The organism is Paractinoplanes maris, assembly GCF_023544465.1.
Classification (GTDB): Bacteria; Actinomycetota; Actinomycetes; order Mycobacteriales; family Micromonosporaceae; genus Actinoplanes; species Actinoplanes maris.
Window position 1 is genome coordinate 405,692 of sequence record NZ_JALPVL010000006.1, and the last position, 15,399, is coordinate 421,090.

Below are 15,399 nucleotides of genomic sequence, written 5' to 3' on the forward strand. Positions count from 1 at the left end.
CAACGAAACCGATCTAAGAGGGCAGGTGCCCGTTGTCGCGGGCCCACTTGAAGAGGTGGGCCTCAGCCTCGTCCCGGGTCAGCGGACCGTGGTCGAGGCGCAGCTCCTTGAGGAAGCGCCACGCCTGGCCGACGACCGGGCCGGGCGGCACCCCGAGCAGCTCCATGATCGCGTTGCCGTCCAGGTCCGGGCGGACCCGGGCCAGGTCCTCCTCGGCCGCGAGCCGGGCGATCCGCTCCTCGAGCGCGTCGTAGTCGGCGGCCAGGTTGGCCGCCTTGCGCTTGTTGCGGGTGGTGACGTCCGAGCGGGTCAGCTTGTGCAGGCGGGTCAGCAGCGGCCCGGCGTCGGTCACGTAGCGGCGCACCGCCGAGTCGGTCCACTCACCCCGGCCGTACCCGTAGAAGCGCAGATGCAGACCGACCAGCTCGACCACCTCGGAGGTGACGTCCTTGGGGTATTTCATGGCCTTCATGCGCTGCTTGGTCATGCGGGCGCCGACCACCTCGTGGTGGTGGAAGCTGACCCGGCCGTCACGCCCGACCGCCTTGGTGGCCGGCTTGCCGATGTCGTGCAGCAGCGCCGCCATCCGCAGGACGAAGTCGGGTCCGTCGTCGCCCTCGAGCCGCATCGCGTTCTGCACGACGATCAGCGTGTGCTCGTAGACGTCCTTGTGCTGGGCGTGCTCGTCGATCTCGAGCTTGAGCCCGGAGATCTCGGGGATGAAATGGTCGGCCAGACCGGTGTCGACCAGCAGGCGCAGGCCGGTGATCGGGTCGGCGCCGCACAGCAGCTTGGTGAACTCGTCCCGGATCCGTTCCGCGGTGATGCGTTCCAGATCGGCGGCCATGTCGCGCATGGCCGTGACGACCGCCGGATCCACAGTGAACTGCAGCTTGGACGCGAACCGGGCGGCCCGGAGCATCCGAAGTGGATCATCGCCGAACGACTGGGCGGGGGCGGCCGGGGTGCGAATCAGCTGAGCCGAGAGGTCGTCCAGTCCCCCGTACGGGTCGGTGAAGACATGCCCGGGCAGGGACACCGCCATCGCGTTGATCGTGAAGTCGCGCCGTTCCAGGTCGTCCAGCAACGAGGTGCCGTACTCGACCACGGGGTTGCGGGTGACACCGTCGTACGCCTCGGCCCGGAACGTGGTGATCTCGAGCCGCAGACCGTTCTTCTGCAGGCCGATCGTGCCGAACTCGCGACCGGTCTCCCAGATCGCGTCGGCCCAGCTCCGGACGACCTCGAGGGTCTGCTCGGGGCGGGCGTCGGTGCAGAAGTCGAGGTCGTCGCCGAGCCGGCCGAGCAGCGCGTCCCGCACCGACCCGCCGACCAGGTGCAGCTCATGGCCGGCGGCGCCGAACCGGCGCCCCAGCTCATCGGCGACGGGGGAGACCCGCAGCAACTCGGCGACCGCGTTTCGCTGGGCGGTGTTCAACACAGACATGGGGTCACCAGGGTATCTGCCTTTAGTCGAGTCTAGGGCGGCGGGTGGGGCGGTTGGATGGCTGCCCTTATTCGAGTCAAGGGCGGCGGGCGGGGCGGTGGGATGGCCCGCGTGGCAGGGCCCGTACGCAGCGGGCAGGATGGGCGGGTGCCCGTTCCCGAGGCGCTGCTCCGCCTGATCGAGAATCCCGCGTTCTGGGCGGGCGAAGGCAGCGTGACCAGCGATGACCCCACGTCCGAGCTACGTGTGGCCTTTCCGATCATCGGTGGCTACGCGCTCGTGCTCGATCTCGATCTCGCCACCGGCGAGCGCACCCTCGGTCTGCGCGGCCCGGCCCACAGCGAGCCGATCCAGCTGGCCTGGACGCCGCCCGGCGGTCCGGCACCGGCCGCCCTGCGCTGGTGGGAGCTCGACCTCTTCGCCCGGGTGATCGCCTGGGAGGATCCCACGCTGCCGCATCCGGGCCTGGTCGTCGCCCTGCTGTCCCCGTTCGCGCCGGCCACGCCGGAGGACGACGAGCCGTCGATCGCCGCGATGCGCGAGGCGGCCTACCGGTCGTTGCGCCGCGAGGTGCCGCCCGCCGAGCCGTCCGGTCCCGAGCAGGCGCCGTTGCCGCTGTTCACGGGGGACGACTGGTGGCCCACCCCGGCGCAGCCCTCTCCCCACGTGCTCGACGAGGCATCGATCGCCGAGCTCAGCCGTCCGGAGCGCTCGTTCTCGGAGGTCCGCGGCGGGTCGCGCTTCCCGCGCGAGTTGCTGGCCGATCTCGTACGCCGGTCGACCGCACACCTCGAGGCCGTCTCCAGCGAGCAGTGGTACACCGACACGCGCCCGATCGCCCGGCACATCCTGGACACCGGTGATCTTCGGCCTATTCCGGCCCTGCTCGGTGCGCTGACCGAGGCCGGCTGCGATCATCCCACCGTGCTCGACGCGCTGAGCGAGCCGCTGGTGCCGGCCGAGGCCTGCTGGATGGTCGAGACGCTGGCCGGGGCCGAACCAGGCACGCTCCTGCGCCACCGTCTGTGACGACACCTCTATGGTGGCTGAAGTTCCGCACGACGCTCGGGAGGTTCGGTGAACGGCGGTATCTACCGCAGCGCGAACGCCGCGCCGGACGGTGAGCCACCGCGGCGGGAGGACGGGGTGACCCTCATCTCGGTCGACGCCGAGGTGTCGGGGGTGGCCGTGGTCGAGGATCAGGCCCTGCCACCGGAGCAGCTGCCCGCTCCGCAGGAGCAGAGCACCACCGCGGCCAGCGCGATGATGGCGGTGGCCAGCTTCGTCAGCCGGATCATCGGCTTCGTCCGCAACGCCCTGATCGGCATGACGCTCGGCTCGTACATCGGCAGCGCCTTCACCAGCGCCCAGTTCCTGCCCGGTCAGATCTACGAGTTGCTGCTCGGCGGCATTCTGAGCAGTGTGCTCGTGCCGCTGCTGGTGCGGCGGCGCAAGAATGATCCGGACGGCGGTCTCGAGTTCACCCGCCGGCTCCTCACCTTCGCGGTGGTGACGCTCGGCATCGCGACCGTGCTGGTCGTGATCGCGGCTCCGGCCATCACCTGGATCCAGGCAAGTGACGACAACACCGCCGCCTACCGCTCGCTCGTCACCGACTTCGCCTTCTGGATCTTGCCGATCATCTTCTTCACCGGCCTCTCCGCGATGATCGGCGCGGTGCTCAACACGCGGGGTCACTTCGCCGCGCCGACCTGGGCACCGATTCTCAACAGCCTCGTGGTGATCGCCGCCTGCGGCGTCTTCATCGTCTCCTTCGGCACGGCCGGGCGTCTCCAGCCTGAGGACGTGTCGGGCGCACAGATCGCCGTGATGGGTGGCGGCATGCTGCTCGGCATGGTGGCGCAGGCGGTCGGGCTGCTGCCGGCGTTGCGCAAGGTGGGCTTCAGCTGGAAGTGGCGCTGGAACCCGCGCTCGCTGGGTCTGGGCGAGATCGGCCGGCTGGCCGGCTGGATGCTCTGCTATGTCGCCGCCAACCAGGTCGCCGTCTTCGTCGTCGTGCGCATCCTCAACCGGGTCGCCGGCAACAGCGCCAGTGTCCTGGCCTTCAACAACGTCTTCCTGCTGGTCACCATGGCGCACGGCATCATCGGTGTCTCGGTGATGACGGCACTGCTGCCCAAAATGAGCGCGGCGGCTGCCGACGGCCGCTACGCCGAGGTGAGCGCCGACCTGAGCCGGGCCATCCGGCTGGTCACCGTCGCCCTGGCGCCGATCTCGGTCGTCTACGGCGTCCTGGGCGCCCCCATCTCGGTCATGCTCTTCCAGGGCGGCTCCTTCGGCAACGGTGACGCGCTGGCCACCGGCAAGGTACTCGTGGTGGCGGCGTTCGCGGTGATCCCGCTGTCGATCAGCTACCTGTGCACCTACACCTTCTATTCTCTGCAGGGCAACCGGACGGCCGCGCTCATCAACCTGCCGGTCGTGGCCGTCCGCATCGCGGCCTATTTTGTGCTCGCCGAGGTGCTCAAGGCCTCGCTGCTGGCGGCCGGCATGACGGCCGCCAACGCGATCTCCTACGCCGTCTCCGCGCTGATCTCGCTGGCCGTTCTGCGCCGGCGGATCGGCCGGCTCAACCTGGGGTCGGTCGCCGCTTCGCTGATCAAGGTGGTGATCGCGGCGGCCATCGCCGCCGGCCTGGGGCTGCTGGTGGTGCGCCTGCTGCCCGGGGCCGGAGCGCCGTCGGGACGCGGCGAGGCGATCCTGCAACTGCTCGCCGGCGGCGCCGTGATCCTGGTTGCCTACCTGGGCGCGGCCCTCGCTCTGCGCGTCTCCGAGGTCAGCCAGGTGATCGGGATGGTGCGCCGCAAACTCGGTCGCTGACCAGCGATTTCCCATCTACCGAGGGTCACGCGGGCGCTACCCGGCGAGGCGGTTGAGGTTGCCGCGCCGGGGGGACGACCTGCCGCGGGATGGCCCCGTACGGGTATGGTCGGTGTCGGCATGTGCGCTACGCACGTTGCCGTGAGCACGCAGCACGGCACTTACCCAGCAGGGCGATCACTCACACGGCGATCACCCGGCAGGGCACGTAGGCAACACGCCAGTACGGGCGATACAGCAATAAGGCAGCACAGCAGTAAGGCAGCACAGCAGCACGGCAATGGCGGCTGACGGCATCCGCAGCCAGCAGCATCTGCACCTAGCACGGGCAACCGTGCGTGGAGCACCGAGGAGGACTGGTGACCCAGGTCGGCGAAGGCCACGAGACCGCGGCCGATGCGGACGGACCGGTCATGACTTTCGGTGCACCCACCGTCGGTGAGGTCCTGGCCGAGCGTTATCAGCTCGAGGAGCACGTCAACGACGACAGCGCCGGCCGGCAGGTCTGGCGCGGCATCGACGTCATCCTCCGCCGCCCGGTGGCGGTCGTGCTGCGATACCCCGGCGGCGAGCCGGCAGCCGAGATGCTGCAGGCCGCGGTCGACGCGAGCCGGGTGATACACCCCAATCTGGTCGGCGTCTACGACGCGATCGACGAGGGCAGCCGGTCCTACGTGGTGCGGGAGTGGGTCGACGGCGAGTCGTTGCGAGAGCTCGTCGCGACCGACGGTCCGCTCGACCCGGCCCGGGCCACCGCCATCGGCCACTCGATCGCCGATGCCCTGGCCGCCGTGCACGCCACCGGCATGGTCCACGGCAACGTCCACCCCGGCACGGTGCTGATCGCCGACGACGGCCGCGTCGTGCTGGCCGACGCGCGCGCCGACTCGGCCGACTCCGTCGAGAGCGACATCCGCTCGGTCGGCGGCATCCTCTACTTCGCGCTGACCGGCCACTGGCCGCACACCGAGGTGCACCCCTCCGCGCTGCCCGACGCCAACCGGGACGCGAGCGGCAACCCGGCCGCGCCCCGGCAGATCCGCGCCGGTGTCCCGGCCTATCTCGACGACCTGACGATGGACCTGCTCGACACCCGGGTCGCCGCACCCGAGGCCGACGCACTGACCGCCGAGCTGGCCCGGCTCGACGCCGCCGAGGACGACTACGAGGACGCCGGTCCGCTGCGGTTCACGCAGAGTGCCGCGGCCGAGCCGGCCCGCAGCACCTCCAAGATCGCCATCGGGGTCGCCGCGCTGGTCGTCATCGCGATCGTCGGCCTGGTCTTCGGCATCCGGGCGATCAGCAGCTCGGGTGAGGCCACCCCGACGACCACCACCCAGGCCGGGACGAACGCCGGCGCCGACGCCGCCAACCCGAGCGACGAGCAGACGCCCGCCCCCTCGCCCAAGAAGATCCCGCTGACCGCCGACATGGTCCGCCTGGTCGACCCGCCGCAGGGCGACCGCCGGCAGGTCGGCGAGGCGAAATACACCGTCGACGACGACCCCGACACCGTGTGGAGCACCGAGCACTTCAACCAGGCCAAGTTCGGCAATCGGAAGAAGGGCATGGGCGTGCTGATCAACCTCGGCACCCCGCGGCGTCTCTCCGAGGTCACCGTCGAGACGTCCAGCCCCAACGTGGCGATGGACATCCGCACCGGCCCCTCCGACCCCGGCGACAGCTCGGCCGGCGACAAGAAGGTCGTCGACACGTACAAGAAGCTCGGGGACGGCGACACCGAGAAGACCGAGGGCACGCGTGAGGTGTTCTCGGGCTTCGATCCCAATCAGAAATATCAGTACGTCCTGGTCTTCCTGACCGAGCTGCCCAAGGCCGACAACGGCCGCTACCAGGTCGACGTCGAGAAGATCGAGGTCACCGGCTACTGATCCGGGGCGGGTCGGGCCACCGGGTCCCTCGCCATCGCGAGTTATTCGTTAGCGTGTCAGCGTGAATACCGTCGACAGCGTGGGGCCGAGCGACGCCGACCTCCTGCGCGCCCATGTCGACGGTGATCGCGACGCGTTCGGCGAGCTGGTCCGGCGTCACCGTGACCGCCTGTGGGCGGTCGCCCTGCGCACGATCGGCGATCGCGAGGAAGCGGCCGACGCGGTGCAGGACGCGCTGCTCTCGGCCCATCGCAACGCCGCCCGGTTCCGGGGCGACTCGGCCGTCACCACGTGGCTGCACCGCATCGTGGTGAACGCCTCGCTCGACCGGATCCGGCGCCGACAGGCCCATCCGACCGTGCCGCTGCCCGACGGCAGCCGCTCCGACGACCGTCCGTCCGGTGTGGAGCCGGCCGCGCCGGCCGCCGACCACGACACCGCCCTGGTGGTCCGGCAGGCGCTGGCCGCCCTGCCGGCTGATCAGCGGGCCGCGATCGTGCTGGTCGACATCCAGGGTTATCCGGTCGCCGAGGCGGCCGAGATCCTGGAGGTGGCCGTCGGCACCATCAAGAGCCGCTGCGCCCGCGGCCGGGCCCGGATGGCGCTGGCCCTCGGTGATCTGCGGGGGAGAGACCACGGTCACCCCCCGGCCGGGAACCAGGACGCCGCCGAAACCGTCCCATCCGGACCGGGTACACCTCAGCCGTTACCCGGGCCGCACGACCGGAGGGATCAGAAGTGACCGGGGCCGAGTTCAGCGAGGTCGACATCGACCTCCTGGCGGATTACATCGGCGGCGCCCTCGAGGGCACGCCGGAGGAGTCCGCGGTGGCCACGCTGATCGCCGAGAACCCGGGCTGGCGCGAGGCCTACGAGAGGCTCGGCGGTGGCGTCGCCCTGGTGCGGGCCGAGCTGGGCCGTTTCGAGCCCGAGCCGATGCCGTCCGATCTGGCCGCCCGGCTCGACGGCATGTTCAGCGCCCCCGCGTTGACCCTGGTCAAAGGGGACGCCGCAGCCGAGAGGCCGGGGAGCCGCCGGCGCTGGACCACGCCGATCGCCATCGCCGCCGGGTTCATCGCGTTTGTCGGTTTCGGCGCCGACTATCTGTCCGGTCGCAACGCCTCGCACGACGACTCCGCCAGTTCCGTCGCCGGCACCAGCGAGCAGGCCGCCCCCGCGGCGGGCACCACCATTCTCTCCACGGGCACCGACTACACCCGTTCCACGCTCGCCTCGGGACCACCTCAGCCCCTGGCCGCGGGCGACAACGCGTCCGCCTCGACCTTCGGGGAGAATTCGGTTCCCAACCAGTCCCGGACCTCGGCCAAAGATCCCGCGCTGGCCCGCCTGACCGCGTCGGCCGCGCTCCAGGAGTGCTTCGAAGCCATCGAGCGGGAAAACGCGGGTGGCCCGATCGGGGTCCTGACCGCGGATTACGCCCGTTTCGATGGCGTTCCGGCCTTGATCGTCCGGTTCACGGCGGAGAACGGCGACTGGGTCTGGGCGACCGGCGCTGACTGCGGCACGCCCGTTGCCGGCGCGGACGCGATCGACAAAGTGCCGGTACGCTGAACCACACCCCTGGACCACCCGCGTGAGGTCGGCCACGACCGCGTACGCGGGAATGGTGTGTGCCTAGCATGGCGTTCTAGCGTGCAGTGTCGCCGAGCGGATATCCCGGCGAAGAGCAGACTGAGGAGTCGGCAGTGGACGAGGTCCGTAATCTGATCATCATCGGTTCGGGACCGTCCGGTTACACCGCGGCGCTGTATGCCGCCCGGGCGAACCTCAAGCCGCTGGTGATCGAGGGCGTCCAGTCCGGTGGCGCCCTGATGACCACCACCGACGTCGAGAATTTCCCCGGATTCCGCGACGGGATCATGGGCCCCGAGCTGATGGACAACATGCGCGCCCAGGCCGAGCGGTTCGGCGCCGAGTTCATCACCGACGACGTCACCCGGGTCGAGCTGGGCGACAAGCCCACCGAGGCCGGCACCGAGGGCCTCAAAACCGTCTGGGTCGGCGACAAGCAGTATTTCTCCCGCGCTGTCATCCTCTCCACCGGCTCCGCCTGGCGGCCGCTGGGCGTCCCCGGCGAGCAGGAACTGCTCGGCCACGGCGTCTCCTCGTGTGCCACCTGTGACGGCTTCTTCTTCCGCAACCACCACATCGTGGTGGTCGGCGGCGGCGACTCCGCGATGGAGGAGGCGACCTTCCTCACCCGGTTCGCCGAGACGGTGACGATCGTGCACCGGCGCGACTCGTTCCGGGCCAGCAAGGTGATGCAGCTGCGCGCGCTCAACAACGAGAAGATCAAGGTCGAGTGGAACTCCAAGGTCGAGGAGATCCTGGGTCACGACGGCAAGGTCTCCGGCGTACGCCTGCAGAACGTCCAGACCGGCGAGGAGAAGGTCCTCGACGTGACCGGCGTGTTCGTGGCGATCGGCCACGACCCGCGCAGTGAGCTCTTCAAGGGCCAGGTCGAGACCGATGACGAGGGCTACGTCAAGGTCGACGCGCCCAGCACGCGCACCAACGTCCCCGGCGTGTTCGCCGCTGGTGACCTGGTCGACCACACCTACCGGCAGGCCATCACCGCCTCCGGCACCGGTTGTGCCGCCGCGCTCGACGCCGAGCGGTTCATCGCCTCATTCGTCGAGCTGTAGAAGCTGTAAGACGCTGTCGGACCAGGAGGGTTCTAGTGGGAGTAGCAGGTAAGGCGGTCACCGACGCCACGTTCGTGAGCGACGTGCTGCAGTCGGACAAGCCGGTGCTGGTCGATTTCTGGGCGGAGTGGTGCGCGCCCTGCAAGAAGGTCGACCCGCTGCTGGCCGAGATCGCCAAGGAGATGGGCGACAAGGTCGAGATCGTCCAGGTGAACATCGACGAGAACCCCGAGACCACGCGGGCCTACCGGGTGATGTCGGTCCCCACCCTGACGATCTTCAAGGGCGGCGAGCCGGTCAGCTCCGTGACCGGTGCCAAGCCCAAGAGCGCCCTGGTCAACTTCATCGAATCGGCCCTCTGACACTCACCGCCGACGCCCCGCGCCCCTCGAGGATGCGGGGCGTCGGCGCGTGCGGAGTACTCTGCCCAGAGTCGTTCTTAGTTCCTAGGGAGTCGCGCGTGCGTTCCATCCGACGTGGAGACAGCGGCCCGGCCGTTGCCGAGATCCGATCGATCCTGGTCGGTCTGGAGCTGCTGGAGTCTGCGGGAGACGTCTTCGACGACGCCATGGATGAGGCGGTGCGCGCCTTCCAGCAGGGCCGCGGGCTGGGTGTCGACGGTCTGGTCGGCGACGAGACGTGGGGCGCCCTCGACGCGTCCCGGTGGCGGCTCGGCGCGCGCACGCTGTTTCACTCGGTGCCCGACGCCCTGGTCGGCGAGGACGTTCGCACGCTGCAGGAGCGCCTGCTCGAGATGGGCTTCGACACCGGTCGCGCCGACTCGATCTACGGTCCGCGCACGGCCCGCGCGGTGGCCCAGTTCCAGCGCGAGGTCGGCCTCACCTCCGACGGCTCGTGCGGCCCGCAGACCATGAAGGCCTTGCGCCGGCTCGGCCGCAAGGTGGTCGGTGGCCGCCCGCAGTGGCTGCGCGAGGCCGAGGCGTTCCGCCAGGCCGGCACCAACCTGGTCGGCAAGACCATCGTGATCGACGCCGGGCACGGCGGTGGTGACGACACCGGCGTGGTGGTGCCCGACGGCCCGCTGCGCTGGAGTGAGGCCGACCTGGTCTACGACCTCGCCTCCCGGCTCGAGGGCCGGTTGGCCGCGGCCGGCATGCGGGTGCACCTGACCCGTGGCCCGCACCCCGCCGCGCCGATGAGCAGCTCCGAGCGGGCCACCCTGGCCAACAGCCTCGGTGCCGACCTGTTGATCTCGCTGCACCTCGACGGCCACGACAACGAGGCGGCCGACGGTGTGGCCACCTACCACTACGGCACGGGCAGCGGCCTGAGCTCGACGGTGGGGGAGCGGCTGGCCAATCTGGTGCAGCGCGAGATCGTCGTGCGCACCGGCATGCGTGACTGCCGGATCCACGCCAAGACGTGGGAGTTGCTGCGGCTGACCCGCATGCCCACCGTACGGGTCGATCTGGGTTATCTCACGTCCCCGCTCGACCGTGACCGGCTGATCAACCCGCTTTTCCGCGAGCAGATCGTCGAGGCCATCCTGGCCGCGGTGCAGCGCATGTATTACCCGGTCGAGGCCGACGTGCCCACCGGGTCGATCGACGTGCGCCAGCTGCGGATGGCGCTCTCCAACCGCGGTTAGCCCTCGGCGCTGCGGGTGGCTGTGGCCGGGCGCACCGGCCGCAGCAGTGTCTCGGGGCTCATCGAGCCGAGCAGTTTCTCGAGCGCGTATTCGACGTCGGACTTCCACGACAGCGCCGTGCGCAGCTCGAGCCGCAGCCGGGGGAAGCGCGGATGCGGCCGGACGGTCTTGAAGCCGACCGACAGGAAGAAGTCGACCGGGGCGACGCAGCCGGGCTGCTTCTCGTCGTCGGCCTCACCGAATTTCGCGTCGCCGAACGCCTCGATCGCCTTGACCCCGCGCTTGGTCAGATCACGCGCCACGCCCTGCACGAGCATGCGGCCCAGCCCGCCCCCGGCGAACGAGGCCACCACGTGCGCCGTCATCAGCAGGGCCGCGTCGGCGCTGACCGGCGAGGTCGGGAAGGCCATCGAACGGGGGACATAGGCCGGCGGGGCGTACATCACAAAACCGGCGGGCATGCCGTCGACGTAGGCCAGCTTGCCGCACGAACCCCACTCGAGCAGGGTCTGCGAAACCCACGCTTCCTTCTCGAGGCCGGGGTCGCCTGAAGCGCAGGCCCGCTCGGCCGCGACCGGGTCCAATTCCCAGTACACGCACTGGCTGCAGGGCCGGGGGAGGTCTCCGAGCGTGTCCAGCGTGAGGTTGACCAGGCGTCGCGACACTGCTTCCCCCTCGGCGTCATCGGGCCCAGCGCCCCGGGTGGGATCCTACGCCGCAATAGTCATGAACGGGACCAGCTCGGGCAAGGTGACTGGTTAACCGAGAGCCGCCGTCGCCGTGCACCGCTACGATCGGACATCGGCACCCGGTCCTTCCTACTGGCGAGGTGAAGCCGCATGACCGGCACTACCCAGGACGACTACACCGATCGGTACGCGCGACGTGTGCGGGGCATGACCACCTCGGAGATCCGCGCACTTTTCGCCGTCGCCAGTCGTCCCGAGGTCGTGTCGCTCGCAGGCGGCTCGCCCTACATCGCCGCCCTGCCACTCGACGCGGTCGGCGAGATGCTCAACCAGCTCGCCGCCGAGCAGGGCGCCAGCAGTCTTCAGTACGGCATCGGCCAGGGCACGGTCGAGCTGCGCGAGCGCATCTGCGAGGTGATGGCGCTCTCCGGCATCCACGGCGCGTCGCCCGACGACGTCGTGGTCACCGTCGGCGGTCAGCAGGCGCTCGACCTGCTCGCCCGCCTCTTCCTCGACCCGGGCGACGTGGTGCTGGCCGAGGGGCCGAGCTACGTCGGCGCCCTCGGCGTCTTCCAGGCCGCCCAGGCTCAGGTCAAACACATCCAGATGGACGACGAGGGGCTGATCCCGGCCGCGCTGGAGGAGGCGATCGCCGCTGTCGCGCGGTCCGGGCGCAAGGCGAAATTCCTCTACACGATCCCGACCTTCCAGAACCCGGCCGGTGTCACCCTCTCGGAGGAGCGGCGCGAGCAGGTGCTCGACATCTGTGAGCGGGCCGGCCTGCTGGTGGTGGAGGACGACCCGTACGGGATGTTGTCCTTCGAGACCGAGGCGCCGCTGCCGTTGCGAGCCCGTCGGCGCGAGGGTGTCTTCTATGTGAGCACGTTCTCCAAGACGTTCGCCCCGGGGCTCCGGGTCGGCTGGATTCTCACGCCTCACGCCGTACGGGAAAAGCTCGTGATGATGAGCGAAGCCAACATCCTGTGCCCGAGCGCGTTCGCCCAGGGTGCCGTGACGCAATATCTGTCGACGATGCCGTGGCGGGAGCAGATCAAGGTCTATCGCGAGATCTACCGCGAGCGCCGCGACGCCATGCTCGGCTCGCTGCGCGACCTCATGCCGCCCGGCACCAGCTGGACGCACCCGACCGGCGGCCTGTTCGTCTGGACCACCCTGCCCGAGGGCCTCGACTCCAAGGCGATGATGCCGCGGGCCATCGCCGCCCGCGTGGCGTACGTGCCGGGCACCGGTTTCTACGCCGACGGCACCGGCACGAGCAACATGCGGCTCAACTTCTCGTTCTCCTCGCCCGAGCGCATCCGCGAGGGCATCCGCCGTCTGTCCGGCGTGATGGAGCAGGAGCTCGCCATGCGGGCCGTCTTCGGGCCGGCCGCCGGCACCGCTCACGGCCGCCGCCGGGGCATGGCCGCCGCCGACGCTCCCGGCCCCGACTTGGCATGATCTCCTCCATGGGTACGGGTGACGATGTGCGCGTGATGGTTCTGGCCGGTGGCCTCTCCTACGAACGGGACGTGTCGCTGCGCTCGGGTCGCCGCGTCCTCGACGCGCTGCGCGCCGCGGGCCTGAGCGCCGAGATGCGGGACGCCGATGTGTCGCTGCTGCCGTCGCTGCAAGAGGATCCGCCCGACGCGGTGGTGATCGCTCTGCACGGTGCCACCGGCGAGGACGGTTCGTTGCGCGGCGTGCTCGATCTCTGCGGGGTGCCCTATGTGGGGTGTGACGCGCGGGCGGCCCGCCTGGCCTGGGACAAACCGTCGGCGAAGTCGATGCTGCGCGAGGCCGGCATCCCGACGCCCGACTGGGTGGCGCTGCCGCACGACCGCTTCTCCGAGCTGGGGGCGGTGGCCGTCCTCGACCGCATCGTCGACCGGCTGGGCCTGCCGTTGATGGTCAAGCCGGCGCAGGGCGGCTCGGGTCTGGGGGCCGCGGTCGTCCGTGAGGAAAGTGCGCTGCCGCCGGCGATGGTCGGCTGCTTCGCGTACGACTCGACGGCCCTGGTGGAGAAATTCGTTCCCGGCAAGGACGTGGCGGTCTCCATCGTCGACCTGGGCTCCGGCCCCGAGGCGCTGCCGATCGTCGAAATCGTCCCGCGCGACGGTGTGTACGACTACGCCGCGCGCTACACGGCCGGTCTGACCACCTGGCACACACCGGCTCGCCTGGCCCCCGAGGTGGCGGCTCACGTGGCCGAGACCGCGCTGGCCGCCCACAAGGCGCTGGGTCTGCGCGACCTGTCCCGAGTCGACCTGATCGTCGCCGACGACGGTTCGCCGCAGGTGTTGGGCATCAATGTGTCGCCCGGCATGACCGAGACGTCGCTGCTGCCGCTGGCTGTGCAGGCTGCGGGTCAAGACCTGGGCCACATCCTCAAGACGCTGGTCGAGCGCGCTGTCGCTCGCTCAGCTCCCTGACCTCTCCCGACGCTCCCCGCCGATCACCCCATAACGGGAAAGCGCATCGGCGGGGCCGGGTGACCTGAGGCTGGTCGCTCTCGCCACCACTGCTCTCGCCCTCGCCTCGGCAGCGCACTCGCCCTCGCCACCGCCACCACTCTTGCCGCCGCCACCGCCGCTGCTCTCGCCCTCACCGCCGCCGCCACCGCCGCCGCCACCGCCGCTGCCGCTGCTCTCGCCCTCACCGCCGCCGCCGCTCTCGCCGCCACCGCCGCTGACCTTGCCGTCGCCGCTGACCTTGCCGTCGCCGCTGACCTTGCCGTCGCCGCCGCCGCTGACCTTGTCATCGCGCTGACCTTGCCGTCGCCGCTGACCTTGCGCTCCCGCTTGGACATCCGCCGCCATCAACACTTCGGCTACGGTTTCGACCTTGTGCTGCCGTGTCGAGGATCTCGATCGCCACTTCGACGGCCAGGCCGGTCATCTCGCTGTCGGCGACGGCGAAATGGCCGGCGTCCCGCTGATGGGCCGAAGCTAGGCCCGCGCCAGTGCGGCAATCCAGGCATCAAGGTTCTCGGCGAATACGTGCAGTCGTTTCCGGGTGGCCGCGACCTCGGCCCGGCCAATCTCCACGCCGCCCCGATGATCGGCGTTGTAGTCAAGCCACCCACCCAGCGCCATCACCCAACCCCCGAAGACCCACGGCTCGGCGTCGATGACCAACCCACTGGACCGCCGATAGACAGCGACAGCCGCGGCGAAGTCGTCGTAATCGTCGCCGGCCCAGTCGAGTGCGACCGCAACCGCTTCGTGCGCCGCGCCGGTGGGGCCGGCTGCGTCCCAGTCCAATGCGAGAAGCCTCCCGTCCGCACCACGAAGCGCGTTCTTACGGTCAAGGTCGCGATGGCTGTCGACAATCAACATCTGTCCCGGGTGCTGCTGAACTCGCTCAGCCAACCCGCCGATCTCAGCACTCCACCGCCGGCCGTCCCAAGCGTCGTCCGGCGTAGCCGCCCACCGCGGCCTGCCCACCGCATGGATGCCGGCCAACAGCGTGGCCGCCTCCTCAACTTCGCCCGCGGTCCTCGGTCCTCGCGCCTTCCCGTCCTCCACCGCACGCCCGGAGACCCACCGATGCACCCGGAAGAGCTCGCCATCGATCCGCACCAGGGCCCGCCCGCTGCCCGGCTCAGCAATCGGCTCCGGCATGCCGACACCAGCCGCCCACGCACGTTGTTCCACGAGAAACGCGCCCTCAACGTTCTCCACGAACTCGGGCAGCCCGGCGTTGACAACCATGCGCTTGACCGCGTAAGCCCCCGCCGAGGTAGCCACCCGCCACATCTCGTTGGACAGTCCTCCGGCCACCTTCACGGGAGCAGCGACCAACGACCCCAGCCCAAACCGACCCACAACCTGCTCGACCGTCATCGCCAGATCCTGACGGCCGGCACCGTGTCTCTCCATCGATTTACGAACTCGCCCGTTGCCGTTCTCCCGACCAACGGCACCGCCCTACGGCAAACGCCGCTGCAAATCAGCACACGGCGATGATCAGGTCGGCCCGGGCGGGGACGTTGGCGCGGGTGCTGACCTTGGCAGCACGTCGCCTAGTCACCTCGACGGGCCTCCTGCCATGCCGTCGACGACCGCCACTCGCGACACCAACAGGTGCGAGCAAACTGCACACGGTCAGCCGACCAGACACCGTTCCGGCCGTGACCGCGGACCGAAGCGCAAGACCACATCGCACGGCGCCTGCACCACACTCGGCCTTTCCGCGCCGGCCCTTCAACGACATCGCCTTCATTCCTACGGCGGACGCCACCGGAACCTATAAG

15 protein-coding genes are annotated in these 15,399 nt (G+C 70.0%); 10 read left to right on the forward strand and 5 right to left on the reverse strand.

Annotated elements, in window-relative coordinates; all coding sequences use genetic code 11:
- Positions 1-13: 13 nt before the first annotated feature.
- Positions 14-1,447, reverse strand: a complete 1,434-nt coding sequence (locus tag NAG42_RS19795; protein WP_250031851.1) for a CCA tRNA nucleotidyltransferase — start codon at positions 1,445-1,447, stop codon at positions 14-16.
- A gap of 147 nt (positions 1,448-1,594) precedes the next feature.
- On the opposite strand from NAG42_RS19795, the gene NAG42_RS19800 reads away from it, so the two are divergent.
- Both NAG42_RS19800 and murJ read left to right on the forward strand, forming a co-directional pair.
- Positions 1,595-2,476: a hypothetical protein gene (locus NAG42_RS19800; RefSeq protein WP_250031852.1), complete on the forward strand. Its 882-nt coding sequence runs from the start codon at positions 1,595-1,597 to the stop codon at positions 2,474-2,476.
- 48 nt (positions 2,477-2,524) lie between these two features.
- On the forward strand, positions 2,525-4,288 hold the full coding sequence (murJ, locus tag NAG42_RS19805; protein WP_250031854.1) for a murein biosynthesis integral membrane protein MurJ: 1,764 nt from the start codon (positions 2,525-2,527) through the stop codon (positions 4,286-4,288).
- A gap of 181 nt (positions 4,289-4,469) precedes the next feature.
- Here murJ and NAG42_RS19810 read toward each other — a convergent pair whose 3' ends face one another.
- On the reverse strand, positions 4,470-4,607 hold the full coding sequence (locus NAG42_RS19810; RefSeq protein ID WP_250031856.1) for a hypothetical protein: 138 nt from the start codon (positions 4,605-4,607) through the stop codon (positions 4,470-4,472).
- Positions 4,608-4,647: 40 nt separating this feature from the next.
- Between NAG42_RS19810 and NAG42_RS19815 the strand changes: the two genes are divergently transcribed.
- The 6 genes from NAG42_RS19815 (at position 4,648) to NAG42_RS19840 (ending at position 10,455) form a co-directional block, all read left to right on the forward strand.
- Complete coding sequence (locus tag NAG42_RS19815; protein ID WP_250031858.1) at positions 4,648-6,180, forward strand: protein kinase family protein; 1,533 nt, start codon at positions 4,648-4,650, stop codon at positions 6,178-6,180.
- Positions 6,181-6,241: 61 nt separating this feature from the next.
- A complete protein-coding gene (gene sigM, locus NAG42_RS19820; RefSeq protein ID WP_250031861.1) occupies positions 6,242-6,922 on the forward strand; it encodes an RNA polymerase sigma factor SigM in 681 nt (226 codons plus the stop codon).
- A complete protein-coding gene (locus NAG42_RS19825; RefSeq protein ID WP_250031862.1) occupies positions 6,919-7,752 on the forward strand; it encodes an RsmA family anti-sigma factor in 834 nt (277 codons plus the stop codon). Before sigM ends, NAG42_RS19825 begins: the two co-directional genes overlap by 4 nt.
- 134 nt (positions 7,753-7,886) lie before the next feature.
- Positions 7,887-8,846: a thioredoxin-disulfide reductase gene (gene trxB, locus NAG42_RS19830; RefSeq protein ID WP_250031864.1), complete on the forward strand. Its 960-nt coding sequence runs from the start codon at positions 7,887-7,889 to the stop codon at positions 8,844-8,846.
- A gap of 35 nt (positions 8,847-8,881) precedes the next feature.
- The gene (gene trxA, locus NAG42_RS19835) at positions 8,882-9,208 is read left to right on the forward strand and encodes a thioredoxin (RefSeq protein WP_221383357.1); all 327 of its coding nucleotides are present in this window, start codon (positions 8,882-8,884) and stop codon (positions 9,206-9,208) included.
- A 98-nt stretch (positions 9,209-9,306) separates the two neighbouring features.
- On the forward strand, positions 9,307-10,455 hold the full coding sequence (locus NAG42_RS19840) for an N-acetylmuramoyl-L-alanine amidase (protein ID WP_250031865.1): 1,149 nt from the start codon (positions 9,307-9,309) through the stop codon (positions 10,453-10,455).
- Here the strand turns inward: NAG42_RS19840 and NAG42_RS19845 are convergent.
- Positions 10,452-11,120, reverse strand: coding sequence for a GNAT family N-acetyltransferase (locus NAG42_RS19845; RefSeq protein WP_250031867.1), 669 nt, complete (start codon positions 11,118-11,120; stop codon positions 10,452-10,454). The genes NAG42_RS19840 and NAG42_RS19845 overlap by 4 nt on opposite strands.
- A 174-nt stretch (positions 11,121-11,294) precedes the next feature.
- On the opposite strand from NAG42_RS19845, the gene NAG42_RS19850 reads away from it, so the two are divergent.
- Both NAG42_RS19850 and NAG42_RS19855 read left to right on the forward strand, forming a co-directional pair.
- A complete protein-coding gene (locus NAG42_RS19850; protein ID WP_250031869.1) occupies positions 11,295-12,605 on the forward strand; it encodes an aminotransferase-like domain-containing protein in 1,311 nt (436 codons plus the stop codon).
- Between the two features lie 8 nt (positions 12,606-12,613).
- Positions 12,614-13,576, forward strand: a complete 963-nt coding sequence (locus tag NAG42_RS19855) for a D-alanine--D-alanine ligase family protein (protein ID WP_438872416.1) — start codon at positions 12,614-12,616, stop codon at positions 13,574-13,576.
- Here NAG42_RS19855 and NAG42_RS19860 read toward each other — a convergent pair.
- Together NAG42_RS19860 and NAG42_RS19865 are read right to left on the reverse strand one after the other, a co-directional pair.
- Positions 13,565-13,963 (reverse strand): hypothetical protein, encoded by a 399-nt coding sequence (locus NAG42_RS19860; RefSeq protein ID WP_250031872.1) that lies wholly within the window; start codon positions 13,961-13,963, stop codon positions 13,565-13,567. The two genes, NAG42_RS19855 and NAG42_RS19860, sit on opposite strands and share 12 nt — an antisense overlap.
- A 129-nt stretch (positions 13,964-14,092) precedes the next feature.
- Complete coding sequence (locus NAG42_RS19865) at positions 14,093-14,989, reverse strand: phosphotransferase (protein ID WP_250031874.1); 897 nt, start codon at positions 14,987-14,989, stop codon at positions 14,093-14,095.
- Between the last annotated feature and the right edge of the window lie 410 nt (positions 14,990-15,399).

Bases quoted from the DNA above. Each gene is read 5' to 3' on its own strand.
- NAG42_RS19860 (WP_250031872.1), bottom strand. From the start codon at position 13,963: ATGGCGGCGGATGTCCAAGCGGGAGCGCAAGGTCAGCGGCGACGGCAA.
- NAG42_RS19855 (WP_438872416.1), top strand. From the start codon at position 12,614: ATGGGTACGGGTGACGATGTGCGCGTGATGGTTCTGGCCGGTGGCCTC.
- NAG42_RS19865 (WP_250031874.1), bottom strand. From the start codon at position 14,989: ATGACGGTCGAGCAGGTTGTGGGTCGGTTTGGGCTGGGGTCGTTGGTC.
- NAG42_RS19795 (WP_250031851.1), bottom strand. From the start codon at position 1,447: ATGTCTGTGTTGAACACCGCCCAGCGAAACGCGGTCGCCGAGTTGCTG.
- NAG42_RS19850 (WP_250031869.1), top strand. From the start codon at position 11,295: ATGACCGGCACTACCCAGGACGACTACACCGATCGGTACGCGCGACGT.